Genomic DNA, 21,852 nt, shown 5'->3' with positions numbered 1-21,852 from the left:
CACCCATGGTGAACAAGCTGGGGAATACAGATGGCTTACTCATACACTGAGAAAAAACGCATCCGCAAGGATTTCGGCAAACTGCCCCAAGTGATGGATGTGCCCTACCTGCTGGCCATCCAGCTTGATTCCTACTACGACTTTCTCCAGCAGGATCGCGCGCCGGAAGAGCGGCTGGAGGTTGGCCTCAACGCCGCCTTCAAGTCGGTATTCCCGATCGAGAGCTTTTCCGGCAACGCCGCTCTCGAGTATGTCAGCTACCGTTTCGGCACGCCGGCGTTCGACGTCAAGGAGTGCCAGCTGCGCGGGGTCACCTACTCGGCACCACTGCGGGTCAAGGTCCGCCTGATCATCTACGACAAGGAGTCGTCCAACAAGGCGATCAAGGACATCAAGGAGCAGGAAGTCTACATGGGGGAAATCCCCCTGATGACCGAAAACGGGACCTTCGTCGTCAATGGTACCGAGCGTGTCATCGTCTCTCAGCTGCACCGCTCCCCCGGCGTGTTCTTCGATCACGACAAGGGCAAGAGCCACTCTTCCGGGAAGCTGCTCTATTCCGCCCGCGTGATTCCTTATCGCGGCTCCTGGCTGGACTTCGAGTTCGATCCGAAGGACAGCGTGTTCGTGCGTATCGACCGTCGCCGCAAGCTGCCGGCCTCGGTGCTGCTGCGCGCGCTGGGGATGAGCGCCGAGGAGATTCTCGAGGAGTTCTTCGAGACCAGCGTCTTCCATGTCGAGCCGTCCGGCTTCTCGGTGGACCTGGTGCCCTCGCGCCTGCGCGGTGAAACCGCGACCTTTGACATCAAGGACAGTGACGGCAGCGTGATCGTCGAAGAAGGCCGTCGCGTCACCCAGAAGCATATCCGGCAGATGGAAAAGTCGGGCCTCGAGCGTCTCGAGGTGCCGATGGAGTACCTGTTCGGCAAGACGCTGGCCAAGGATCAGGTCGATTCCAACACTGGCGAACTGATCTGCGAATGCAACACCGAGATTACCCCGGAGTTGCTCGAGAAGCTGGTCAAAGCCGGTATCTCCACCCTCGAGACGCTGTACACCAATGATCTCGACTGTGGTCCCTTCGTCTCCGACACTCTCAAGCTGGACACCACGCGTACCCAGCTCGAGGCTCTGGTGGAGATCTATCGCATGATGCGTCCCGGCGAGCCGCCGACCAAGGAGGCCGCCGAGACCCTGTTCAACAACCTGTTCTTCACCGAGGACCGCTACGACCTGTCCGGCGTGGGCCGCATGAAGTTCAACCGCCGTCTGCGCCGTGACGCCGATACCGGCTCCGGAGTGCTCGACAAGCGGGACATCCTCGATGTGCTCAAGGAGCTGATCGCGATCCGTAACGGCTTCGGCGATGTCGACGATATCGATCACCTCGGCAACCGTCGCATCCGCTGTGTCGGCGAAATGGCCGAGAATCAGTTCCGTGTCGGTCTGGTGCGTGTCGAGCGTGCGGTCAAGGAACGTCTGTCGATGGCCGAGAGCGAAGGCCTGATGCCGCAGGACCTGATCAACGCCAAGCCAGTGGCAGCGGCGGTCAAGGAGTTCTTCGGTTCCAGCCAGCTCTCGCAGTTCATGGACCAGAACAACCCGCTCTCCGAGGTCACTCACAAACGCCGTGTCTCGGCGCTCGGGCCGGGCGGCCTGACCCGTGAGCGTGCCGGTTTCGAGGTGCGTGACGTTCACGCCACCCACTACGGCCGCCTGTGTCCGATCGAGACTCCGGAAGGCCCGAACATCGGCCTGATCAACTCGCTGGCCACCTACAGCCACACCAACAGCTACGGTTTCCTTGAGACGCCGTACCGCAAGGTCGTGGATCGTCAGGTCACCGACGAGGTCGTGCACCTCTCGGCCATCGAGGAGGGCGACTTCGTCATTGCCCAGGCCTCGGCCACCGTCGACGAGTCGAACAAGCTGGTCGATGACCTGGTCCAGGTCCGCCACCGGGGCGAGACCACCTTCATGGCGCCGGACAAGGTCACCCTGATGGATGTGTCGCCGCGCCAGGTGGTATCGGTGGCCGCGGCCCTGATCCCGTTCCTCGAGCATGACGATGCCAACCGCGCCTTGATGGGCTCGAACATGCAGCGCCAGGCGGTACCGACCCTGCGTGCCGACAAGCCGTTGGTGGGTACCGGCATGGAGCGCTTCGTCGCCCGCGACTCGGGCGTCTGCGCCGTGGCGCGCCGCGGCGGGGTCATCGACTCGGTTGACGCCAAGCGTATCGTGGTGCGGATCAACGAGGACGAGATCATCGGCGGCGAAGCCGGCGTCGATATCTACAACTTGACCAAGTATGTGCGGTCCAACCAGAACACATGCATGAACCAGCGCCCCATCGTGCGCCCCGGAGATGTGGTGGCGCGCGGCGATATTCTCGCCGACGGCCCGTCCGTCGACATGGGTGACCTGGCTCTGGGTCAGAACATGCGCATCGCCTTCATGCCGTGGAACGGTTACAACTTCGAGGACTCGATCCTGGTCTCGGAGCGTGTGGTGCAGGAGGATCGCTTCACCACCATCCACATCCAGGAACTGACCTGCGTGTCGCGCGACACCAAGCTGGGTGCCGAGGAGATCACCTCGGACATTCCCAACGTCGGTGAGTCCGCGTTGTCCAAGCTCGATGAGGCCGGCGTGGTCTACATCGGCGCCGAGGTCGGGCCCGGCGACATCCTGGTCGGCAAGGTCACGCCCAAGGGCGAGACCCAGTTGACCCCGGAAGAAAAGCTGCTGCGGGCGATCTTCGGTGAGAAGGCCTCTGACGTGAAGGATACGTCCCTGCGTGCGCCGACCGGCATGCGCGGCACCGTCATCGATGTCCAGGTCTTCACTCGCGATGGTGTGGAGAAGGATTCCCGGGCCTTGGCCATCGAGCAGATGCAGCTCGATGAGGTCCGCAAGGACCTGCAGGAGACCTACCGCATCGCCGAGGATGCCACCTTCGAGCGCCTCAAGCGCACGCTGTCCAGCCAGGTGGTCAACGGTGGGCCCAAGCTCAACAAGGGTGATGTGCTCTCCGACGACTATCTGGAAGAGTTGCCGCGCCAGCAGTGGTTCAAGTTGCGCATGCAGGATGAAGCACTCAATGAACTGCTGGCTCAGGCCGACGAGCAACTCGAGAACCGTCGCAAGGAGATGGACGAGCGCTTCGAGGACAAGAAGCGCAAGCTCACTCAGGGCGACGACCTGGCACCGGGCGTGCTCAAGATCGTCAAGGTCTACATGGCGGTCAAGCGTCGCATTCAGCCGGGCGACAAGATGGCCGGCCGTCACGGTAACAAGGGCGTCATTTCGGCGATCATGCCGATCGAGGACATGCCCTTCGACGAGAACGGCGAGCCGGTCGACATCGTCCTCAACCCGCTGGGCGTGCCGTCGCGCATGAACGTCGGTCAGGTGCTCGAGACTCACCTGGGCATGGCGGCGCGCGGTCTGGGCATGAAGATCGAGCGCATGCTGCGCGAGGCTCGCGAGCAGCAAGTGGCCGAGATCCGCGAGTTTCTGGATAACATCTACAACTCGCCGCATACCCGCGAGGAGGACCTCGACTCGTTGTCCGACGAGGAGGTCATCGCCCTGGCCAAGAACCTGCAGGGCGGCGTGCCGATGGCTTCACCGGTGTTCGACGGGGCCAAGGAGCATGAGATCAAACACCTGCTGAACCTTGCCGAGTTGCCGGAATCCGGTCAGATGGCGCTTTACGACGGCCGTACCGGTGAGGCATTCGACCGGCCGGTGACAGTGGGCTACATGTACATGTTGAAGCTGAACCACCTGGTCGACGACAAGATGCATGCGCGTTCCACCGGCTCCTACTCGCTGGTCACCCAGCAACCGCTGGGCGGCAAGGCGCAGTTCGGTGGTCAGCGCTTCGGTGAGATGGAGGTCTGGGCCCTGGAAGCCTACGGCGCAGCCTATACCCTCCAGGAGATGCTGACGGTCAAGTCCGACGATGTGGAAGGGCGTACCAAGATGTACAAGAGCATCGTCGATGGCGACCACACCATGCAGGCGGGTATGCCGGAATCCTTCAATGTGCTGGTGAAGGAAATCCGCTCGCTGGGTATCGATATCGAGCTGGAAGGCTAAGTGCCGACGCACTCGAGAATGACGGTCCGCGGGGGCGGACGTATTGCCGCCCTCGCCTATGACAACTCCGCAACGGAGCCGACCCCATGAAAGATTTGGTGAAAGTCCTCAAATCGCAGGCACAGTCCGAAGAGTTCGACGCGATCAAGATTACGCTCGCGTCGCCGGACATGATCCGCTCCTGGTCCTACGGCGAGGTCAAGAAGCCCGAGACCATCAACTACCGTACCTTCAAGCCGGAGCGTGACGGCCTGTTCTGTGCCAAGATCTTCGGCCCGGTGAAGGACTACGAGTGCCTGTGCGGCAAGTACAAGCGCATGAAGCACCGCGGCATCATCTGCGAGAAGTGTGGCGTCGAGGTGACCAAGGCAGCGGTGCGCCGTGAGCGCATGGGCCATATCGAGCTGGCCAGCCCCGTCGCGCACATCTGGTTCCTCAAGTCGTTGCCGTCACGTATCGGCATGTTCCTCGACATGACCCTGCGCGATATCGAGCGGGTGCTGTACTTCGAGAGCTTCGTGGTCATCGATCCGGGCATGACGACCCTGGAGCGCGGCCAGTTGCTCAACGACGAGCAGTACTTCGAAGCGCTGGAAGAGTTCGGTGACGACTTCGATGCGCGGATGGGTGCCGAGGCCGTGCAGGCGCTGCTCAAGGACATCGACCTGGGCGAAGAGATCGACCGGCTACGCGAGGAAATTCCGCAGACCAACTCCGAAACCAAGATCAAGAAGCTCTCCAAGCGCCTCAAGCTGCTGGAGGCTTTCCACAAGTCCGGCAACGATCCGGCGTGGATGGTCATGGAAGTGCTGCCGGTGCTGCCGCCCGACCTGCGTCCGCTGGTGCCGCTGGACGGCGGTCGCTTCGCGACCTCGGATCTCAACGATCTGTACCGTCGTGTGATCAACCGCAACAACCGACTGAAGCGCCTGCTCGATCTCAATGCCCCGGACATCATCGTGCGCAACGAGAAGCGCATGCTGCAGGAGTCGGTCGATGCGCTGCTCGACAACGGACGCCGCGGCCGTGCCATCACCGGCTCCAACAAGCGCCCGTTGAAGTCGCTGGCCGACATGATCAAGGGCAAGCAGGGGCGTTTCCGCCAGAACCTGCTGGGCAAGCGTGTCGACTACTCCGGCCGCTCGGTGATCACCGTGGGTCCGACCCTGCGCCTGCACCAGTGTGGCCTGCCCAAGAAGATGGCGCTCGAACTGTTCAAGCCGTTCATCTATTCCAAGCTGCAGTCCAGCGGGCAGGCCTCGACCATCAAGGCCGCCAAGAAGATGGTCGAGCGCGAACTGCCGGAGGTGTGGGACATCCTCGCCGACGTCATCCGCGAACATCCGGTGCTGCTCAACCGCGCGCCGACCCTGCACCGCCTGGGTATCCAGGCGTTCGAGCCCCTGCTCATCGAGGGCAAGGCGATCCAGCTGCACCCGCTGGTGTGTGCCGCCTATAACGCCGACTTCGACGGCGACCAGATGGCGGTCCACGTGCCGCTGACCCTGGAAGCGCAGCTCGAGGCCCGTGCGCTGATGATGGCCACCAACAACGTGCTGTCACCGGCCAACGGCGAGCCGATCATCGTGCCGTCGCAGGATGTGGTGCTGGGTCTGTATTACATGACCCGTGAGAAGATCAACGCCAAGGGCGAGGGCATGGTGTTCGCCAACCTCAACGAGGTCGAGCGGGCGTTCGGCACCCAGAGCGTGTCGCTGCACGCCCGGGTCAAGGTGCGCCTGACCGAGCATCTGCCCGAGGAAGAGGGCGGTGAACTGGTCAAGAAGCAATCGATCTTCGACACCACCGTCGGTCGCGCACTGCTGTTCCGGATCCTGCCCAAGGGCGCGCCCTTCGAGCTGGTCGACCAGCCGATGAAGAAGAAGGCGATTTCCCGGCTGATCAACGAGGTCTATCGTCGCACCGGTCTCAAGGAGACGGTGATCTTCGCCGACCAACTGATGTACACCGGCTTCCGCCTGGCCACTTGGTCCGGTGCCTCCATCGGCGTCAATGACTTCGTCATTCCCGATGCCAAGAAGGGTATCGTCGATGCCGCCGAGGACGAGGTGAAGGAGATCGAGGATCAGTTCTCCTCCGGTCTGGTGACCGCGGGCGAGAAGTACAACAAGGTCATCGATATCTGGTCCAAGGCCAACGACAAGGTGGCCAAGGCGATGATGGCGGGTATCTCCAAGGAGACCGTCGTCGACCGCGAGGGCACCGAGGTCGAGCAGGATTCCTTCAACAGCGTGTTCATCATGGCCGACTCCGGGGCGCGTGGTAGTGCCGCCCAGATCCGCCAGCTGGCGGGCATGCGTGGCCTGATGGCCAAGCCGGATGGGTCGATCATCGAGACGCCGATTACCGCCAACTTCCGTGAGGGTTTGAACGTACTTCAGTACTTCATCTCCACCCACGGCGCCCGTAAGGGTCTGGCGGATACTGCGCTCAAGACCGCCAACTCCGGTTACCTGACCCGTCGCCTGGTCGATGTGGCCCAGGACCTGGTGATCACGGAAAGCGATTGTGGCACCGAGGAAGGCCTGACGCTGCATCCCATCATCGAGGGTGGTGACATCATCGTCTCGCTGGCCCAGCGCGTCCTGGGTCGCGTGGTGGCGCAGGACGTCATCGATCCGGCTACCGACGAGGTGCTGATTCCCAAGGGCACCCTGCTCGACGAGGCCTGGTGTGCCGAGCTCGATACCATGGGTGTCGATGAAATCGTGGTGCGCAGCACCATCACCTGCGATACCGCCCACGGCGTGTGCTCGGCCTGTTACGGTCGCGACCTGGCGCGCGGTCACCAGGTCAACATCGGCGAGGCCGTGGGCGTCATTGCCGCCCAGTCGATCGGCGAACCGGGCACCCAGCTGACCATGCGTACGTTCCACATCGGTGGTGCCGCCTCGCGGGCCTCGGCGGTGGACAGCGTTCAGGTCAAGCATGGCGGCAAGGTGCGTCTGCACAACATCAAGTCGGTGGAACGTGCCGACGGCAAGCTGGTGGTGGTGTCCCGTTCCAGTGCCCTGGCGGTGGCCGACGAACATGGTCGCGAACGGGAGTATTACAAGCTTCCCTACGGCGCCGAACTCTCCGTCAAGGACGGCGAGCAGGTCGAGGCCGGCCAGGCGGTGGCCAAGTGGGATCCGCACACCCACCCGATCGTCGCCGAGGTCGAGGGCAAGGTGCAGTACATCGACATGGACGAGGGCATCTCCATCCACCGCAGCGTGGACGAGATGACCGGTCTGTCATCGATCGAGGTCATCGAGTCCGCCGCGCGTCCGGCTGCCGGCCGTGACAAGCGGCCGATGATCATGCTCACCGATGACGGCGGTCAGCATGTCTCATTGCCGGGCTCCAATACGCCGGTACAGTATCTGCTGCCCGGCAAGGCCATTGTCTCGGCGGAGAACGGCGCCAGCATCGGCATCGGGGAGATCGTCGCACGTATTCCAGTGGAGGCGTCCGCCAACAAGGACATCACTGGGGGTCTGCCGCGAGTCGCCGACCTGTTCGAGGCACGCAAGCCCAAGGAACCGGCGATCCTCGCCGAGGTCAGTGGCGTTATCAGCTTCGGCAAGGAGACCAAGGGCAAGCGTCGCCTGACCATCACTCCGGAGTCCGGCGATCCGTTCGAGATGCTGATACCCAAGTGGCGGCAGATCGCGGTGTTCGAGGGTGAAATGGTCGAGAAGGGCGAGGTGATCTCCGACGGCCCCAGCAACCCGCACGACATTCTGCGCCTGCTGGGTGTCGCGGAGCTGGCCAAGTACGTCACCGCCGAGGTGCAGGAGGTCTACCGCCTGCAGGGGGTGGGCATCAACGACAAGCACATCGAAGTCATCGTGCGTCAGATGCTGCGCAAGGTCGAGATCACCGATGCCGGTGATTCGAGCTTCATCACCGGTGATCAGGTCGAGCTGGTGCGGGTGTTGGAAGAAAACGCACGGCTGGTCCAGGAAGACAGGTTCCCGGCCAAGTACGAACGCCTGCTGCTGGGTATCACCAAGGCCAGCCTGGCCACCGAGTCATTCATCTCCGCGGCCTCCTTCCAGGAGACCACCCGGGTGTTGACCGAAGCGGCGGTGACCGGCAAGCGTGACTACCTGCGCGGCCTGAAGGAAAACGTGGTGGTGGGACGTTTGATCCCGGCCGGTACCGGCCTTACTCACCATGCGGAGCGCAAGCGCAAGCGTGAAGACGCCGAGCGTACGCTCCATCCGTCGGCCTACGACGTCGAGCAGGAGCTGGGCGCCCAGCTCACCGCCCTCGATGCCGATGACGACGATATCTAGGCGAGCCTCGTGTCGGCCGGCGCCCATCGGGCGTCGGCCTTGACGACGGTCGTCACAAGACAGTAGAATGCGCAGCCTTTAATAGTGGGGTGGGTACGCCCGCGCCTGCTGTAAAAGGCCAAGGCAACCATTGGAGTCAGCTACAGACCATGGCAACTATCAATCAGCTCGTGCGCAAGCCGCGCAAGCGTCCCGTCGCCAAGAGCGACGTGCCGGCGCTGCAGGCCTGCCCGCAGAAGCGCGGCGTCTGCACCCGCGTCTACACCACCACCCCGAAGAAGCCGAACTCCGCACTGCGTAAGGTGTGCCGTGTTCGCCTGACCAACGGTTTCGAGGTGTCCTCCTACATCGGTGGCGAAGGTCACAACCTGCAGGAGCACTCTGTGGTGTTGATCCGCGGCGGCCGTGTCAAGGACTTGCCGGGTGTGCGTTATCACACCGTGCGCGGTGCCCTCGACACTTCCGGCGTCCAGAACCGTAAGCAGGGGCGTTCCAAGTACGGCACCAAGCGTCCCAAGGCGTAAGCCTGTCAGCAGAATCGGACGCCTTACACACAGAATCGCAACGGTCAGATAAGAGTAAGGTCGAGCGTCGCCCAGTCAGAGCCACTGCGGGCGGGAGTTTCGAGTTTACCTGAAGGACCCTTTACCTGAGGGCTTATCATGCCTAGAAGAAGAGTTGCTGCAAAACGCGAAATCCTTCCGGATCCGAAATTCGGAAGCGAGCGTCTGGCAAAGTTCATGAATCACCTGATGGTCAGCGGCAAGAAGTCCGTAGCTGAGCGCATCGTCTACGGTGCGCTGGACAAGGTTGCCGAGCGTAGCAAGGAAGAGCCGCTGGAAATCTTCGACAAGGCGCTGGAAAGCATCCAGCCGATGGTCGAGGTCAAGTCTCGCCGTGTCGGTGGTGCTACTTACCAGGTGCCTGTGGAAGTCCGTCCCTCCCGCCGTCAGGCGCTGGCCATGCGCTGGCTTGTAGACGCTGCCCGTAATCGTGGTGAGAAGACCATGGTGCAACGTCTTGCCGGTGAAATGCTGGACGCCGCCGAAGGCAAGGGCGCTGCTGTGAAGAAGCGTGAAGACGTGCATCGCATGGCAGAAGCCAACAAGGCCTTCTCTCACTATCGCTTCTAAAAAGCATCGCTTTTTAATCAACGGGGAATTCCATCGTGGCACGTAAGACTCCGCTCAAGCGTTACCGCAATATCGGTATCGTTGCCCACGTCGACGCCGGGAAGACCACCACTACCGAGCGTGTCCTGTTCTATACCGGCCTGTCTCACAAGGTCGGCGAGGTTCATGATGGTGCCGCCACCATGGACTGGATGGAGCAGGAGCAGGAGCGTGGCATCACGATCACCTCCGCGGCGACGACCTGCTTCTGGCAGGGCATGAACAAGCAGTTCGATGAGCACCGCATCAACATCATCGACACCCCGGGGCACGTCGACTTCACCATCGAGGTCGAGCGTTCGCTGCGCGTGCTCGACGGTGCCGTGGTGGTGCTGTGCGGCAGCTCGGGTGTGCAGCCGCAGACCGAAACCGTTTGGCGTCAGGCCAACAAGTACGAAGTTCCGCGCATGGTGTTCGTCAACAAGATGGACCGTGCCGGCGCCGACTTCTTCATGGTCGTCGATCAGCTCAAGGAACGGCTCAACGCCAATGCGGTGCCGATTCAGATCAACTGGGGCGCCGAGGACGACTTCAAGGGCGTGGTCGATCTGATCCAGATGAAGGCCATCCTGTGGAACGAAGACGACCTGGGCATGACCTATGACCTGGTCGAGATTCCCGACGAACTGCGCGAAACCGCCGAGCAGTATCGTGAAGAGATGATCGAAGCCGCCGCCGAGGCGTCCGAAGAGTTGATGGACAAATACCTCGAAGGGGGCGAGCTGACCAACGAGGAGATCAAGGCTGGCCTGCGTCGTCGCACGCTGGACAACGAGATCGTGCTGGTCACCTGCGGCTCGGCGTTCAAGAACAAGGGCGTGCAGGCCGTTTTGGATGGCGTGATCGAGTACATGCCGTCACCCACCGAGGTCAAGGCCATCGAGGGTGAGCTGGACGACAAGGACGGCACTATCGAAACCCGCGAAGCGGACGATAGCGCTCCCTTCTCGGCATTGGCATTCAAGATCGCCACCGATCCGTTCGTTGGTACCCTGACCTTCATCCGCGTCTACTCCGGGGTGTTGAAGTCCGGCGACAGCGTCTACAACTCCGTCAAGCAGAAGAAGGAGCGCGTCGGCCGTATCGTGCAGATGCATTCCAATTCGCGCGAGGAGATCAAGGAAGTCTACGCTGGTGATATCGCCGCCTGTATCGGCCTCAAGGACGTGACGACCGGCGATACCCTGTGCGACATCGAGAACAAGATCGTTCTCGAGCGCATGGAGTTCCCGGATCCAGTCATCTCGGTGGCCGTGGAGCCGAAGTCCAAGGCCGACCAGGAGAAGATGGGCGTGGCACTGGGCAAGCTCGCCCAGGAGGACCCGTCGTTCCGCGTCAAGACCGACGAGGAAACCGGCCAGACCATCATCTCCGGCATGGGCGAGTTGCACCTCGACATCATCGTCGACCGCATGCGTCGCGAGTTCAAGGTCGAGGCCAATATCGGCAAGCCGCAGGTGGCGTATCGCGAAACCATTCGCGGTAGCGTCGAGCAGGAAGGCAAGTTCGTGCGTCAGTCCGGTGGTCGTGGTCAGTTCGGTCACGTGTGGCTGCGCATCGAGCCGCTGACCGAGGCGGACAAGGGCGACGACGAAGACATGCACTTCAAGTTCGCGTCCGAAATCGTCGGCGGCGTGGTTCCCAAGGAATACGTGCCGGCCGTCGAGAAAGGGGCCTATGAGCAGCTGCAGAACGGTGTCATCGCGGGTTATCCGATGATCGACGTCAAGGTCACGCTGTACGATGGCTCCTATCACGACGTGGACTCCAATGAGACCGCGTTCAAGATCGCTGCTTCCATGGCGATCAAAGAAGGTGCCAAGAAGGCCAAGGCCGTGCTGCTGGAGCCGATGATGAAGGTCGAAGTCGTGACCCCCGAGGATTTCATGGGTGACGTCATGGGCGATCTTAACCGTCGTCGCGGTCTGGTGCAGGGCATGGATGACTCGTCTTCGGGCAAGATCATCCGCGCAATGGTGCCGCTGGGCGAGATGTTCGGTTATGCGACCGACCTGCGTTCTCAGACCCAGGGCCGCGCAAGCTACACCATGGAGTTTGCGAAGTACGACGAGGCGCCCTCCAGCGTCGTTGAAGCCGTCATCAACCAGAACGGTTAACCGTTAGCTAACGTAAAGAGGTTATAGCAGTGGCTAAGGAAAAATTTGAACGTTCCAAACCGCACGTCAACGTCGGCACCATCGGTCACGTCGACCACGGCAAGACCACACTGACTGCGGCCCTGACTCGCGTTTCTGCCGAGGTGTTCGGCGGCGAATGGCGCCAGTTCGACTCCATCGACAATGCTCCGGAAGAGCGTGAGCGCGGCATCACCATCGCCACCGCTCACGTTGAGTACCAGTCCGAGCAGCGCCACTACGCACACGTCGACTGCCCGGGACACGCTGACTACGTCAAGAACATGATCACCGGCGCGGCGCAGATGGACGGTGCTATCCTGGTGTGTTCCGCCGCCGACGGCCCCATGCCGCAGACTCGCGAGCACATCCTGCTGTCTCGCCAGGTCGGCGTGCCGTACATCGTCGTGTTCCTGAACAAGGCCGACATGGTCGATGACGAAGAGCTGCTCGAGCTGGTCGAGATGGAAGTGCGCGAACTGCTGTCCGAGTACGACTTCCCGGGTGACGACACCCCGATCATCATCGGTTCTGCCCTGATGGCGCTGGAAGGCAAGGACGACAACGGCATGGGTACCACTGCCGTTGCCAACCTGATCAAGGCCCTGGACGAATATATCCCGGAGCCGGAGCGTGCCATCGACCAGCCGTTCCTGATGCCGATCGAAGACGTGTTCTCCATCTCCGGCCGCGGCACCGTGGTCACCGGTCGTGTCGAGCGCGGTATCGTCAAGAGCGGTGAAGAAGTCGAGATCGTGGGTATCCGCGACACCACCAAGACCGTGGTGACCGGTGTCGAGATGTTCCGTAAGCTGCTCGATGAAGGTCGTGCCGGCGAGAACATCGGCGCCCTGCTGCGTGGCACCAAGCGTGACGACGTCGAGCGTGGCCAGGTGCTGGCCAAGCCGGGCAGCATCACGCCGCACACCGTGTTCGAGTCCGAAGTCTACATCCTGTCCAAGGAAGAGGGCGGTCGTCACACTCCCTTCTTCAAGGGCTACCGTCCGCAGTTCTACTTCCGTACCACCGACGTCACCGGTACCTGTGAACTGCCGGAAGGTGTCGAGATGGTCATGCCGGGCGACAACGTCAAGATGGTTGTCACCCTGATCGCACCGATCGCCATGGAAGACGGTCTGCGCTTCGCCATCCGTGAAGGTGGCCGCACCGTGGGTGCCGGTGTTGTCTCCAAGATCGTCCAGTAAGCCTTAGGCTCACCCGATGATCGAAGGGGGCTCCTCGTGGAGCCCCCTTTCTGCGCATGTTTTCGCCCAAGTGTTTGACTCGGGTGACGGGCATGCCTATAATGCGCATCCTTTGAATGCGTGGGTAGACGGCTCGCGCCGTCGACATCCATTGGAGTTTAGGGCAAATGCAGAACCAGAAGATTCGCATTCGGTTGAAGGCTTTCGACCATCGCCTGATCGATCAGTCCGCCGCGGAGATCGTCGAAACCGCCAAGCGTACCGGTGCTCAGGTGCGGGGTCCGATCCCGCTGCCGACCAATCGTGAGCGTTACACCATTCTGATCTCTCCGCACGTCAACAAGGACGCGCGCGATCAGTATGAGATTCGCACTCACAAGCGTGTGCTCGACATCGTCGAACCCACAGAAAAGACCGTCGACGCACTGATGAAACTCGACCTCGCCGCCGGCGTGGACGTGCAGATCAAACTCGACTGATACCACACTAGACACTCGCGGCAAGCCGCTCGTCGAGCAGCCGCCGCCACGCCGGGATGGCGTCACACAATGTGCTAGTGGAATGCTCTGGAAAGGGCAGCCATAGCGGGTGATAGCCCCGTACACTATAGGAGACTGAACATGACTATCGGTTTGGTCGGTAAAAAGGCCGGGATGACCCGTGTCTTTACCGAAGATGGCGCTTCCGTGCCCGTAACCGTGATCGAGGTTGAACCTAACCGCGTGACTCGCGTCAAGACCGTTGAAAGCGACGGCTACAGCGCGGTGCAGGTGACAACCGGTTCCCGCAAGGCCAAGCACCTGACCAAGGCACAGGCTGGACAGTTCGCCAAGGCAGGTACCGAGGCCGGTCGTACGCTGATGGAGTTTCGTCTGGCAGAAGGCGATGAGACTCCGGCAGTGGGCGGCGAGCTCACCGTATCCCTCTTCGAAGCTGGTCAGAAGATCGACGTGACCGGCACCTCCAAGGGCAAGGGTTTCCAGGGCGCCGTCAAGCGCTGGAATTTCCGCACCCAGGACAACAGCCACGGTAACTCCCTGTCGCATCGTGCGCCGGGTTCCATCGGCATGTGCCAGACACCGGGCCGCGTTTTCAAGGGCAAGAAGATGGCCGGTCAGATGGGTAACGTCCGCTGCACCGTGCAGAGCCTGGAAGTCGTCCGCGTCGATGCCGAACGCAATCTGCTGCTCATCAAGGGTGCTGTCCCTGGTGCGCCGGGTAGCGATGTCGTCGTGCGCTCTGCCGTGAAAGCTCGCTGAGGGGGTTAGGACCGATGAATCTGAATCTTGCAGGTGCAAGCGCCGGCACTGTCGAAGTGTCCGATGCAACCTTTGGCAATGAATTCAACGAAGCGCTGGTGCATCAGGTCGTCACCGCCTATCTGGCCGGTGGTCGTCAGGGCACCCGCGCCCAGAAGAACCGTTCCGACGTGCGCGGTGGTGGCAAGAAGCCGTGGCGTCAGAAAGGCACCGGTCGTGCGCGTGCCGGTACCATCCGCTCGCCGCTGTGGCGTAGCGGTGGGGTGACCTTCGCGGCCCGTCCGCAGGACCATTCGCAGAAGGTCAACCGCAAGATGTATCGTGCGGCGATGCGCTCGATCCTCTCCGAGCTGGTGCGTCAGGAGCGCCTGGTGGCCGTCGACGAGATCACCGTCGAGGCGCCCAAGACCAAGCAACTGGTCGCCAAGCTCAAGGAGCTTGATCTGGAGAAAGTGCTGATCGTCACCGAGGAAGTCGACGAGAAGCTGTATCTGGCCGCCCGCAACATCCCCAACGTGGATGTGGTGGACGTCGCTGCCGCCGATCCGGTGAGCCTGGTCGCCTTCGACAAGGTGCTGGTCACCGTCTCCGCTCTGCGCAAATTCGAGGAGAAGCTGGCATGAACCAGGAACGCGTATTCAAGGTTCTGCTTGGTCCGCACATGACCGAGAAGGCCGCCTTCGCCGCCGAGAACAACCAGTACGTGTTCAAGGTGGCCGATGATGCGACCAAGCCGGAAATCAAGAAGGCCGTGCAGGCTTTGTTCGGCAAGAAGGTCGATCGTGTGCAAGTCCTTAACATGAAGGGCAAGACCAAGCGCACCGCACATGGTGTCGGTCAGCGCAAGGGTTACCGCAAGGCGTACGTGACCCTGGCCGCGGGCGAGACGCTCGAAGACTTCTCTGGCGCCGAATAAGGGCAGGAGTACGGATCATGGCAGTAGTCAAGACTAAACCCACATCCGCCGGTCGTCGTCACGTCGTCAAGGTCGTCAACGACGAGATCTACAAGGGCCGGCCCTACGCCGCGCTATTGGAGAAGCAGTCCAAGTCCGGTGGGCGTAACAACAACGGTCGCATCACCACCCGTCACGTGGGCGGTGGTCACCGTCAACACTATCGTCTGGTCGATTTCAAGCGTACCAAGGACGGCATTCCCGCCGTCGTCGAGCGCATCGAATACGACCCGAACCGCAGTGCCCATATCGCACTGTTGAAGTATCTGGACGGCGAGCGTCGTTACATCATCGCGCCCAAGGGCGTGAAGAGTGGCGATACCCTCGAGTCCGGTGTCAATGCGGCGATCAAGAAGGGCAATACCTTGCCGCTGCGCAACATTCCGGTGGGCTCCACCGTGCATTGCATCGAACTCAAGCCCGGCAAGGGCGCGCAGATCGCTCGCAGTGCCGGCACCAGCGCCCAGCTGGTCGCTCGCGAAGGCAACTACGCTTCGCTGCGCCTGCGTTCCGGCGAAATGCGCAAGGTGCTGGCCGAGTGCCGTGCGACTCTCGGTGAAGTGAGCAATTCCGAGCACAGCCTGCGTCAGCTTGGCAAGGCCGGTGCGAAGCGCTGGAGAGGTGTGCGTCCGACGGTTCGCGGCGTGGCCATGAACCCGGTGGATCACCCGCATGGTGGCGGTGAAGGCCGCACCAGCGGTGGTCGTCATCCGGTGACCCCGTGGGGCGTACCCACCAAGGGCCACAAGACCCGCAAGAACAAGCGCACCGACAATCTGATCGTTCGTCGCCGCAAGGCCCGGAACTGAGATCTAACGCCAAGACATTAAGAGGTAACGGCTGTGCCACGTTCACTGAAGAAAGGTCCCTTTATTGACCTTCATCTGTTGAAGAAGGTTGAGACTGCAGTGGAGAAGAACGACCGCAAACCGATCAAGACCTGGTCGCGTCGTTCGATGATCCTGCCCAACATGGTCGGGCTCACCATTGCAGTCCATAACGGTCGCCAACACGTCCCGGTGCATGTCTCCGAGGAAATGGTTGGCCACAAGCTGGGCGAATTCGCTGCCACCCGCACCTATCGCGGTCATGCGGCGGACAAGAAAGCCAAACGGTAAGCCAGAGAGGATTGAGAGATGGAAGTCACAGCTAAGCTGCGTGGCGCTCGTTTATCCGCCCAGAAGGCCCGTTTGGTGGCTGACCAGGTGCGCGGTAGACCGGTCGCCGAAGCACTCGACCTGCTGACCTTCTCACCGAAGAAGGCTGCCAAGCTGGTCAAGAAGGTGCTGCAGTCCGCCATCGCGAACGCGGAAGAAAACAACGGCATGGACATCGACGAGCTGCGTGTCTCGACCATCTGCGTCGATGAGGGCATGACGCTCAAGCGCATCCAGCCGCGCGCCAAGGGCCGTGCGGATCGAATCTTGAAGCGCACCTGCCACATCACCGTCAAGGTAGCCGAGAAGTAGGAGTCGACCAGATGGGTCAGAAAGTAAATCCGACAGGTATTCGGCTGGGTATCGTCAAGGATCATACCTCGGTGTGGTACGCCGAGCGCGGTGCCTATGCCGACAAGCTGAACAACGACCTCGAAGTACGTCGCTTCCTCGAGGAACGTCTGAAGAATGCGTCCGTGAGCCACATCCACATCGAGCGTCCGGCGAACAATGCACGCATCACCATTCACACCGCCCGTCCGGGCATCGTGATTGGCAAGAAGGGTGAGGATGTCGATCGCCTGCGTCGCGACGTTACCCAGATGATGGGTGTGCCGGTGCACGTCAACATCGAAGAGGTTCGCAAGCCGGAACTCGACGCCAAGCTCGTCGCGCAGAACATCGCCGGCCAACTCGAGCGTCGCGTGATGTTCCGTCGTGCCATGAAGCGTGCGGTGCAGAACTCCATGCGCCTGGGCGCCGGCGGCATCAAGGTGATGCTCTCCGGTCGTCTCGGTGGCGCGGAAATCGCCCGTACCGAATGGTATCGCGAAGGTCGAGTCCCGCTGCACACCCTGCGCGCGGACATCGATTACGCCACCTACGAAGCCCACACCACCTACGGCGTCATCGGCGTCAAGGTATGGATCTTCAAGGGTGAAATCCTCGGGGGCATCGAAGAGGTCCGCGCCAAGGCCAAACAGCCGCAGGCCGCGCCCTCCAAGAAGAAAGGTTCCAGGTAAGGGGAGAGCGAATCGATGTTACAACCCAAGCGTACGAAATTCCGCAAGATGATGAAGGGCCGCAACCGTGGCCTGGCGCATCGCGGAAACAAGGTGAGCTTCGGCGAATATGGCCTGAAAGCCACCGGGCGCGGTCGCGTCACCGCCCGCCAGATCGAAGCTGGTCGTCGTGCCATCACGCGTCACGTCAAGCGTGGCGGCAAGATCTGGATCCGGGTCTTCCCGGACAAGCCGGTCTCCAAGAAGCCCTTGGAGGTCCGTATGGGTAAGGGTAAGGGCTCCGTGGAGTACTGGGTCGCACAGATCCAGCCAGGCCGTGTCCTTTACGAGATCGAGGGCGTTTCCGAAGAGCTGGCGCGTGAGGCATTCGGCCTGGCCGCTCAGAAGTTCCCGGTCTCCACCACCTTTGTGAAACGGACGGTGATGTGATGAAAGCCCAGGAAATTCGTGAAAAGACAGTAGAGGAACTGCGCGAGCAGCTCTTCGAACTCCTCCGCGAGCAGTTCAACCTGCGCATGCAGAAGGCCACCGGCCAACTCAGCCAGTTCCATCTGCTCAAGCAGGTCCGTCGGGATATCGCCCGTGTGAAGACTGTGCTCAACGAGAAGGCAGGTGACTGAGATGGCCGAAGAGAAGAAACCCCGTATGCTCACCGGCAAGGTGGTGAGCGACAAGATGGACAAGTCCATCGTCGTGATGATCGAGCGCCGTGAGCGTCATCCGATTTACGGCAAGTACGTGAAACGCTCCACCAAGCTGCATGCCCATGACGCGCAGAATCAGGCGAAGGCCGGCGACACCGTTTCCATTGCGGAATCGCGTCCCCTGTCGAAGAAGAAAGCCTGGACGCTGGTCGAAGTGGTCGAGCAGGCCAAGGGCTGAGTTCGGCCTTCTTCGGAGCAGTGCGGTCAGATTAGGTTTGGAGAAAACCGATGATTCAGACTCAGACAATGCTGGATGTCGCCGACAACAGCGGCGCGCGCCGGGTGCAATGCATCAAGGTGCTGGGCGGTTCACACCGTCGCTATGCGCGCGTGGGCGACATCATCAAGGTCACGGTGAAAGAAGCCATTCCGCGGGGCAAGGTCAAGAAAGGCCAGGTCCTCAAGGCGGTAGTGGTTCGCACCCGTAGTGGCGTCCGTCGTGGTGACGGGTCGCTGATCCGCTTCGATGGAAATGCGGCGGTTCTGTTGAACAACACCAACGAACAGCCGATCGGGACCCGTATCTTTGGGCCGGTCACTCGTGAGCTTCGTACCGAGAAGTTCATGAAGATCATTTCCTTGGCGCCTGAAGTGCTGTAAGGAGCGAGGCGGATATGCAAAAGATCAAACGTGACGATGAAGTGATCGTCATTGCCGGCAAGGACAAGGGCAAGCGTGGCACGATCAAGCGCGTTCTCAAAGACGATCGCTATGTCGTGTCCGGTGTGAACATGATCAAGCGTCACACCAAGCCCAATCCCATGGCGGGCAACCAGGGCGGTATCGTCGAGCGCGAGGCTCCGATTCACGCGTCCAACGTAGCCATCTTCAATCAGGAGACCGGTAAGGCGGATCGCGTCGGCTTCCAGATCCAGGAAGACGGTACCAAGGTACGTATCTACAAGTCGACGCAGACGCAGATCGACGCCTAACGCGAGTCGGGTAGCAAAATGGCGAACTTGAAAGAACGTTATCAGAACGAGGTGGTGGCTCAACTCCAAGAGCAGTTCAGCTACGCCAATGTGATGCAGGTGCCCCGGATCACCAAGGTGACCCTCAACATGGGTATCGGCGACGCGACCAGCGACAAGAAGCTGATCGAAAATGCCGTCGGTGACCTGGAGAAGCTCTCCGGTCAGAAGCCGATGGTGACCAAGGCACGTAAGTCCATTGCGGGCTTCAAGGTGCGTGAAGGCTGGCCCATCGGAATCAAGGTCACGCTGCGCGGTGCGCGGATGTGGGAATTCCTGGACCGCCTGGTGAACATCGCGATCCCCCGCGTGCGTGACTTCCGTGGTCTCAACCCGAAGTCCTTCGACGGTCGTGGCAACTATTCCATGGGGGTGCGTGAGCAGATCATCTTCCCGGAGATCGAATATGATAAGATCGACCGGATTCGTGGTCTGGATGTCACTGTCACCACCACTGCCAACACCGATGAAGAAGGCCGTGCGCTGCTGAGCGCGCTGAACTTCCCGTTCAAGAAATAAGGGTGGGATCATGGCAAAGAAAAGCATGGTTGAGCGCGAACTGAAGCGCACCAAGCTGGTCGAGAAGTACGCCGCCAAGCGTGCGTCACTCAAGGCCATCATCAACGACGTGAACGCTTCCGACGACGAGCGCTTCGAGGCGCAGCTCAAGTTGCAGCAGCTGCCGCGCGACTCCAGCCCGGTGCGCCAGCGTAACCGCTGCCGTATCACGGGTCGTCCGCACGGCTTCTACAACAAGTTCGGCCTCGGCCGCAACAAGCTGCGTGAAGCCGCCATGCGTGGCGACGTTCCCGGACTCAAGAAGTCCAGCTGGTAACGGCCACGTAGAATCATCAGGAGCGCAACGTAATGAGCATGCAAGATACGCTGGCGGATATGTTCACCCGTATCCGCAATGCGCAGATGGCCACCAAGGAGACGGTCACCATGCCGTCCTCCAAGCTCAAGGTCGAGCTGGCCCGCGTATTGAAGGAAGAGGGCTATATCAGCGACTTCACCGTCGCTGAAGGGGCCAAGCCCGAGTTGACCGTGACCCTCAAGTACTTCGAGGGCAAGCCGGTCATCGAGCACATCCAGCGAGTTTCCAAGCCGTCCCTTCGCTCGTACAAGGGCAAGGACGCGCTGCCGAAGGTCGCCGATGGCATGGGGATCGCGATCGTTTCCACCTCCCAGGGCGTGATGACCGATCGTGCGGCCCGTCATGCCGGTGTCGGTGGCGAAGTCATCTGCACCGTATTCTAGGAGTTTGGAATGTCCCGCGTAGCCAAATATCCGGTTAAATTGCCCAGTGGCGTCGAGGTCAAGCTCGACGGCGACCAGCTGACCGTCAAGGGTGGTCAGGGCTCACTCGCCATGACCGTTCACCCTGACGTGGTGATCGGTCAGGAAGAGGGTCAGTTGACCTTCAACCCGAGCGAAACCGCCAAGAGCTGGGCAATGGTCGGTACCACTCGCGCACTGGTCCAGAATCTGGTCACCGGTGTCGCCGAGGGCTTCACCAAGTCCCTCGAGATCAACGGCGTCGGCTATCGTGCCCAGGCAAGTGGCAAGACGCTCAACCTGACACTGGGCTTCTCCCACCCGGTCGAGTACACGCTGCCCGAGGGTGTCACGGCGGAAACGCCGAAGAACACCGTCATCGTGCTGAAGAGCGCGGACAAGCAGAAGCTCGGCCAGGTTGCCGCGGAAATCCGCGCCTTCCGTCCGCCTGAGCCCTATAAGGGCAAGGGTATCCGGTACGGCGACGAGCAGGTCCGCCGCAAAGAAGCCAAGAAGAAGTAAGGCAGGGTTATGAACGCGAAGAAAGAATCTCGTCTCCGTCGTGCCCGCCGCGCTCGCGCCAAGATTCGCGAGCTGGGCGTGTATCGCCTGTGCGTCAACCGTACCCCGCGTCACATCTATGCGCAGATCATCTCGCCGGATGGTGGCAAGGTCCTGGCCAGTGCTTCTACGCTGGACAAGGCTCTGCGCGAGGGCGGTACCGGCAATACAGACGCCGCCGCCAAGGTGGGTGCGCTGATTGCGGAACGCGCTAAGGAAGCAGGCATCACTCAGGTGGCCTTCGATCGTGCCGGTTTCAAGTACCATGGCCGCGTCAAGGCCCTGGCCGATGCCGCACGTGAAGGCGGTCTGGAATTCTAAAGGGTTTTACGATGGCGAAGAATGAACAGAACGGCGGCGATCTGCAGGAAAAGCTCGTGCAGGTCAACCGCGTCGCCAAGGTGGTCAAGGGTGGTCGTATTTTCGGCTTCACCGCACTGACCGTCGTCGGCGATGGCAATGGTCGCGTTGGCTTCGGCCGCGGCAAGGCGCGTGAAGTGCCGGTCGCGATCCAGAAGGCCATGGATCAGGCACGTCGTAACATGATCAAGGTCAGCCTCAGTGGCAGCACGCTGCAGTACCCGGTCAAGGCCCGTCACGGCGCCTCCAAGGTGTACATGCAGCCGGCCTCCGAGGGTACCGGGATCATCGCCGGCGGTGCCATGCGCTCCGTGCTCGAACTGGCCGGCGTCCATGACGTCCTGGCCAAGTGCTACGGCTCCACCAATCCGGTGAATGTGGTGCGCGCGACCATCAATGGTCTTGCCTCCATGCAGTCTCCGGAAGACATCGCCGCCAAGCGCGGCCTGTCCGTCGAAGCGATCACGGGGTAAGAGACCATGGCAGCAACGATCAAGGTTACCCAGATCCGCAGCACCATCGGCGTCCTGGCCAAGCACAAGGCCACCATGAAGGGCCTGGGTCTGCGCCGTATCGGTCACACGGTCGAACTGGAAGACACCCCCGCCGTGCGCGGCATGATCCACAAGGTCAACTACCTTGTGCGTGTTGAGGGAGAGTAA

General features: G+C 61.2%; 26 protein-coding genes. All 26 read left to right on the top strand.

The annotated features are described in order from the left end of the window. The first annotated feature begins 30 nt into the window (after window positions 1-30). Window positions 31-4,107: a DNA-directed RNA polymerase subunit beta gene (rpoB, locus tag ACFOEV_RS11615; RefSeq protein ID WP_386774052.1), complete on the top strand. Its 4,077-nt coding sequence runs from the start codon at window positions 31-33 to the stop codon at window positions 4,105-4,107. An 86-nt stretch (window positions 4,108-4,193) separates the two neighbouring features. After that, complete coding sequence (gene rpoC / locus ACFOEV_RS11610; protein ID WP_386774050.1) at window positions 4,194-8,411, top strand: DNA-directed RNA polymerase subunit beta'; 4,218 nt, start codon at window positions 4,194-4,196, stop codon at window positions 8,409-8,411. A gap of 149 nt (window positions 8,412-8,560) precedes the next feature. Continuing rightward, window positions 8,561-8,935 carry a 30S ribosomal protein S12 gene (gene rpsL / locus ACFOEV_RS11605; RefSeq protein WP_076749620.1) on the top strand — a complete coding sequence of 125 codons (375 nt, stop codon included), beginning with the start codon at window positions 8,561-8,563 and terminating at the stop codon, window positions 8,933-8,935. Between the two features lie 138 nt (window positions 8,936-9,073). Next, a complete protein-coding gene (gene rpsG, locus ACFOEV_RS11600) occupies window positions 9,074-9,544 on the top strand; it encodes a 30S ribosomal protein S7 (protein WP_386774048.1) in 471 nt (156 codons plus the stop codon). A gap of 35 nt (window positions 9,545-9,579) precedes the next feature. After that, window positions 9,580-11,700 (top strand): elongation factor G, encoded by a 2,121-nt coding sequence (fusA, locus tag ACFOEV_RS11595; protein ID WP_386774046.1) that lies wholly within the window; start codon window positions 9,580-9,582, stop codon window positions 11,698-11,700. Between the two features lie 29 nt (window positions 11,701-11,729). After that, window positions 11,730-12,923, top strand: a complete 1,194-nt coding sequence (gene tuf / locus ACFOEV_RS11590; RefSeq protein ID WP_386774044.1) for an elongation factor Tu — start codon at window positions 11,730-11,732, stop codon at window positions 12,921-12,923. Window positions 12,924-13,090: 167 nt separating this feature from the next. After that, window positions 13,091-13,402: a 30S ribosomal protein S10 gene (rpsJ, locus tag ACFOEV_RS11585; protein WP_016419080.1), complete on the top strand. Its 312-nt coding sequence runs from the start codon at window positions 13,091-13,093 to the stop codon at window positions 13,400-13,402. Window positions 13,403-13,543: 141 nt separating this feature from the next. After that, the gene (gene rplC / locus ACFOEV_RS11580; protein WP_386774041.1) at window positions 13,544-14,182 is read left to right on the top strand and encodes a 50S ribosomal protein L3; all 639 of its coding nucleotides are present in this window, start codon (window positions 13,544-13,546) and stop codon (window positions 14,180-14,182) included. Window positions 14,183-14,196: 14 nt separating this feature from the next. Next, entirely contained in the window at window positions 14,197-14,805 is a 609-nt protein-coding gene (rplD, locus tag ACFOEV_RS11575) for a 50S ribosomal protein L4 (RefSeq protein WP_386774039.1), read from the top strand. Continuing rightward, window positions 14,802-15,098: a 50S ribosomal protein L23 gene (rplW, locus tag ACFOEV_RS11570; RefSeq protein WP_386774037.1), complete on the top strand. Its 297-nt coding sequence runs from the start codon at window positions 14,802-14,804 to the stop codon at window positions 15,096-15,098. The genes rplD and rplW overlap by 4 nt, the downstream gene beginning before the upstream one ends. A 17-nt stretch (window positions 15,099-15,115) precedes the next feature. After that, entirely contained in the window at window positions 15,116-15,946 is an 831-nt protein-coding gene (gene rplB / locus ACFOEV_RS11565) for a 50S ribosomal protein L2 (protein WP_386774035.1), read from the top strand. Window positions 15,947-15,979: 33 nt separating this feature from the next. Continuing rightward, entirely contained in the window at window positions 15,980-16,255 is a 276-nt protein-coding gene (rpsS, locus tag ACFOEV_RS11560) for a 30S ribosomal protein S19 (RefSeq protein ID WP_072824351.1), read from the top strand. An 18-nt stretch (window positions 16,256-16,273) separates the two neighbouring features. Then, window positions 16,274-16,606 carry a 50S ribosomal protein L22 gene (gene rplV / locus ACFOEV_RS11555; protein WP_386774031.1) on the top strand — a complete coding sequence of 111 codons (333 nt, stop codon included), beginning with the start codon at window positions 16,274-16,276 and terminating at the stop codon, window positions 16,604-16,606. A gap of 11 nt (window positions 16,607-16,617) precedes the next feature. Beyond that, the gene (gene rpsC, locus ACFOEV_RS11550; RefSeq protein ID WP_386774029.1) at window positions 16,618-17,316 is read left to right on the top strand and encodes a 30S ribosomal protein S3; all 699 of its coding nucleotides are present in this window, start codon (window positions 16,618-16,620) and stop codon (window positions 17,314-17,316) included. 15 nt (window positions 17,317-17,331) lie between these two features. Next, on the top strand, window positions 17,332-17,745 hold the full coding sequence (gene rplP, locus ACFOEV_RS11545; protein ID WP_386774027.1) for a 50S ribosomal protein L16: 414 nt from the start codon (window positions 17,332-17,334) through the stop codon (window positions 17,743-17,745). Then, a complete protein-coding gene (gene rpmC, locus ACFOEV_RS11540; RefSeq protein WP_386774025.1) occupies window positions 17,745-17,936 on the top strand; it encodes a 50S ribosomal protein L29 in 192 nt (63 codons plus the stop codon). The genes rplP and rpmC overlap by 1 nt, the downstream gene beginning before the upstream one ends. A gap of 1 nt (window position 17,937) precedes the next feature. Then, window positions 17,938-18,198 (top strand): 30S ribosomal protein S17, encoded by a 261-nt coding sequence (gene rpsQ, locus ACFOEV_RS11535; protein WP_386774023.1) that lies wholly within the window; start codon window positions 17,938-17,940, stop codon window positions 18,196-18,198. A gap of 50 nt (window positions 18,199-18,248) precedes the next feature. After that, a complete protein-coding gene (gene rplN, locus ACFOEV_RS11530; RefSeq protein WP_016419090.1) occupies window positions 18,249-18,620 on the top strand; it encodes a 50S ribosomal protein L14 in 372 nt (123 codons plus the stop codon). Between the two features lie 14 nt (window positions 18,621-18,634). Further along, entirely contained in the window at window positions 18,635-18,952 is a 318-nt protein-coding gene (gene rplX, locus ACFOEV_RS11525) for a 50S ribosomal protein L24 (RefSeq protein WP_386774020.1), read from the top strand. Window positions 18,953-18,970: 18 nt separating this feature from the next. Continuing rightward, window positions 18,971-19,510, top strand: coding sequence for a 50S ribosomal protein L5 (rplE, locus tag ACFOEV_RS11520; protein ID WP_386774017.1), 540 nt, complete (start codon window positions 18,971-18,973; stop codon window positions 19,508-19,510). A 10-nt stretch (window positions 19,511-19,520) separates the two neighbouring features. Continuing rightward, window positions 19,521-19,826 carry a 30S ribosomal protein S14 gene (rpsN, locus tag ACFOEV_RS11515; RefSeq protein WP_386774015.1) on the top strand — a complete coding sequence of 102 codons (306 nt, stop codon included), beginning with the start codon at window positions 19,521-19,523 and terminating at the stop codon, window positions 19,824-19,826. A 32-nt stretch (window positions 19,827-19,858) separates the two neighbouring features. Continuing rightward, entirely contained in the window at window positions 19,859-20,251 is a 393-nt protein-coding gene (gene rpsH, locus ACFOEV_RS11510) for a 30S ribosomal protein S8 (protein ID WP_386774013.1), read from the top strand. Window positions 20,252-20,260: 9 nt separating this feature from the next. Further along, the gene (gene rplF, locus ACFOEV_RS11505; RefSeq protein WP_386774011.1) at window positions 20,261-20,791 is read left to right on the top strand and encodes a 50S ribosomal protein L6; all 531 of its coding nucleotides are present in this window, start codon (window positions 20,261-20,263) and stop codon (window positions 20,789-20,791) included. A gap of 9 nt (window positions 20,792-20,800) precedes the next feature. Beyond that, window positions 20,801-21,151 (top strand): 50S ribosomal protein L18, encoded by a 351-nt coding sequence (gene rplR, locus ACFOEV_RS11500; RefSeq protein WP_386774009.1) that lies wholly within the window; start codon window positions 20,801-20,803, stop codon window positions 21,149-21,151. 11 nt (window positions 21,152-21,162) lie between these two features. Continuing rightward, a complete protein-coding gene (gene rpsE / locus ACFOEV_RS11495) occupies window positions 21,163-21,663 on the top strand; it encodes a 30S ribosomal protein S5 (RefSeq protein WP_386774007.1) in 501 nt (166 codons plus the stop codon). A gap of 6 nt (window positions 21,664-21,669) precedes the next feature. Then, window positions 21,670-21,852 (top strand): 50S ribosomal protein L30, encoded by a 183-nt coding sequence (rpmD, locus tag ACFOEV_RS11490; RefSeq protein WP_386774005.1) that lies wholly within the window; start codon window positions 21,670-21,672, stop codon window positions 21,850-21,852.

This window comes from Litchfieldella rifensis (assembly GCF_042646605.1).
Lineage (GTDB): Bacteria > Pseudomonadota > Gammaproteobacteria > Pseudomonadales > Halomonadaceae > Litchfieldella > Litchfieldella rifensis.
This window is presented reverse-complemented; position numbering and strand designations above follow the sequence as displayed.

Coding starts and splice junctions, on each gene's coding strand:
- rpoB (WP_386774052.1), top strand. CDS start 31: ATGGCTTACTCATACACTGAGAAAAAACGCATCCGCAAGGATTTCGGC.
- rpoC (WP_386774050.1), top strand. CDS start 4,194: ATGAAAGATTTGGTGAAAGTCCTCAAATCGCAGGCACAGTCCGAAGAG.
- rpsL (WP_076749620.1), top strand. CDS start 8,561: ATGGCAACTATCAATCAGCTCGTGCGCAAGCCGCGCAAGCGTCCCGTC.
- rpsG (WP_386774048.1), top strand. CDS start 9,074: ATGCCTAGAAGAAGAGTTGCTGCAAAACGCGAAATCCTTCCGGATCCG.
- rpsJ (WP_016419080.1), top strand. CDS start 13,091: ATGCAGAACCAGAAGATTCGCATTCGGTTGAAGGCTTTCGACCATCGC.
- rplC (WP_386774041.1), top strand. CDS start 13,544: ATGACTATCGGTTTGGTCGGTAAAAAGGCCGGGATGACCCGTGTCTTT.
- rplD (WP_386774039.1), top strand. CDS start 14,197: ATGAATCTGAATCTTGCAGGTGCAAGCGCCGGCACTGTCGAAGTGTCC.
- rplW (WP_386774037.1), top strand. CDS start 14,802: ATGAACCAGGAACGCGTATTCAAGGTTCTGCTTGGTCCGCACATGACC.
- rplB (WP_386774035.1), top strand. CDS start 15,116: ATGGCAGTAGTCAAGACTAAACCCACATCCGCCGGTCGTCGTCACGTC.
- rplV (WP_386774031.1), top strand. CDS start 16,274: ATGGAAGTCACAGCTAAGCTGCGTGGCGCTCGTTTATCCGCCCAGAAG.
- rpsC (WP_386774029.1), top strand. CDS start 16,618: ATGGGTCAGAAAGTAAATCCGACAGGTATTCGGCTGGGTATCGTCAAG.
- rplP (WP_386774027.1), top strand. CDS start 17,332: ATGTTACAACCCAAGCGTACGAAATTCCGCAAGATGATGAAGGGCCGC.
- rpmC (WP_386774025.1), top strand. CDS start 17,745: ATGAAAGCCCAGGAAATTCGTGAAAAGACAGTAGAGGAACTGCGCGAG.
- rpsQ (WP_386774023.1), top strand. CDS start 17,938: ATGGCCGAAGAGAAGAAACCCCGTATGCTCACCGGCAAGGTGGTGAGC.
- rplN (WP_016419090.1), top strand. CDS start 18,249: ATGATTCAGACTCAGACAATGCTGGATGTCGCCGACAACAGCGGCGCG.
- rplX (WP_386774020.1), top strand. CDS start 18,635: ATGCAAAAGATCAAACGTGACGATGAAGTGATCGTCATTGCCGGCAAG.
- rplE (WP_386774017.1), top strand. CDS start 18,971: ATGGCGAACTTGAAAGAACGTTATCAGAACGAGGTGGTGGCTCAACTC.
- rpsN (WP_386774015.1), top strand. CDS start 19,521: ATGGCAAAGAAAAGCATGGTTGAGCGCGAACTGAAGCGCACCAAGCTG.
- rpsH (WP_386774013.1), top strand. CDS start 19,859: ATGAGCATGCAAGATACGCTGGCGGATATGTTCACCCGTATCCGCAAT.
- rplF (WP_386774011.1), top strand. CDS start 20,261: ATGTCCCGCGTAGCCAAATATCCGGTTAAATTGCCCAGTGGCGTCGAG.
- rplR (WP_386774009.1), top strand. CDS start 20,801: ATGAACGCGAAGAAAGAATCTCGTCTCCGTCGTGCCCGCCGCGCTCGC.
- rpsE (WP_386774007.1), top strand. CDS start 21,163: ATGGCGAAGAATGAACAGAACGGCGGCGATCTGCAGGAAAAGCTCGTG.
- rpmD (WP_386774005.1), top strand. CDS start 21,670: ATGGCAGCAACGATCAAGGTTACCCAGATCCGCAGCACCATCGGCGTC.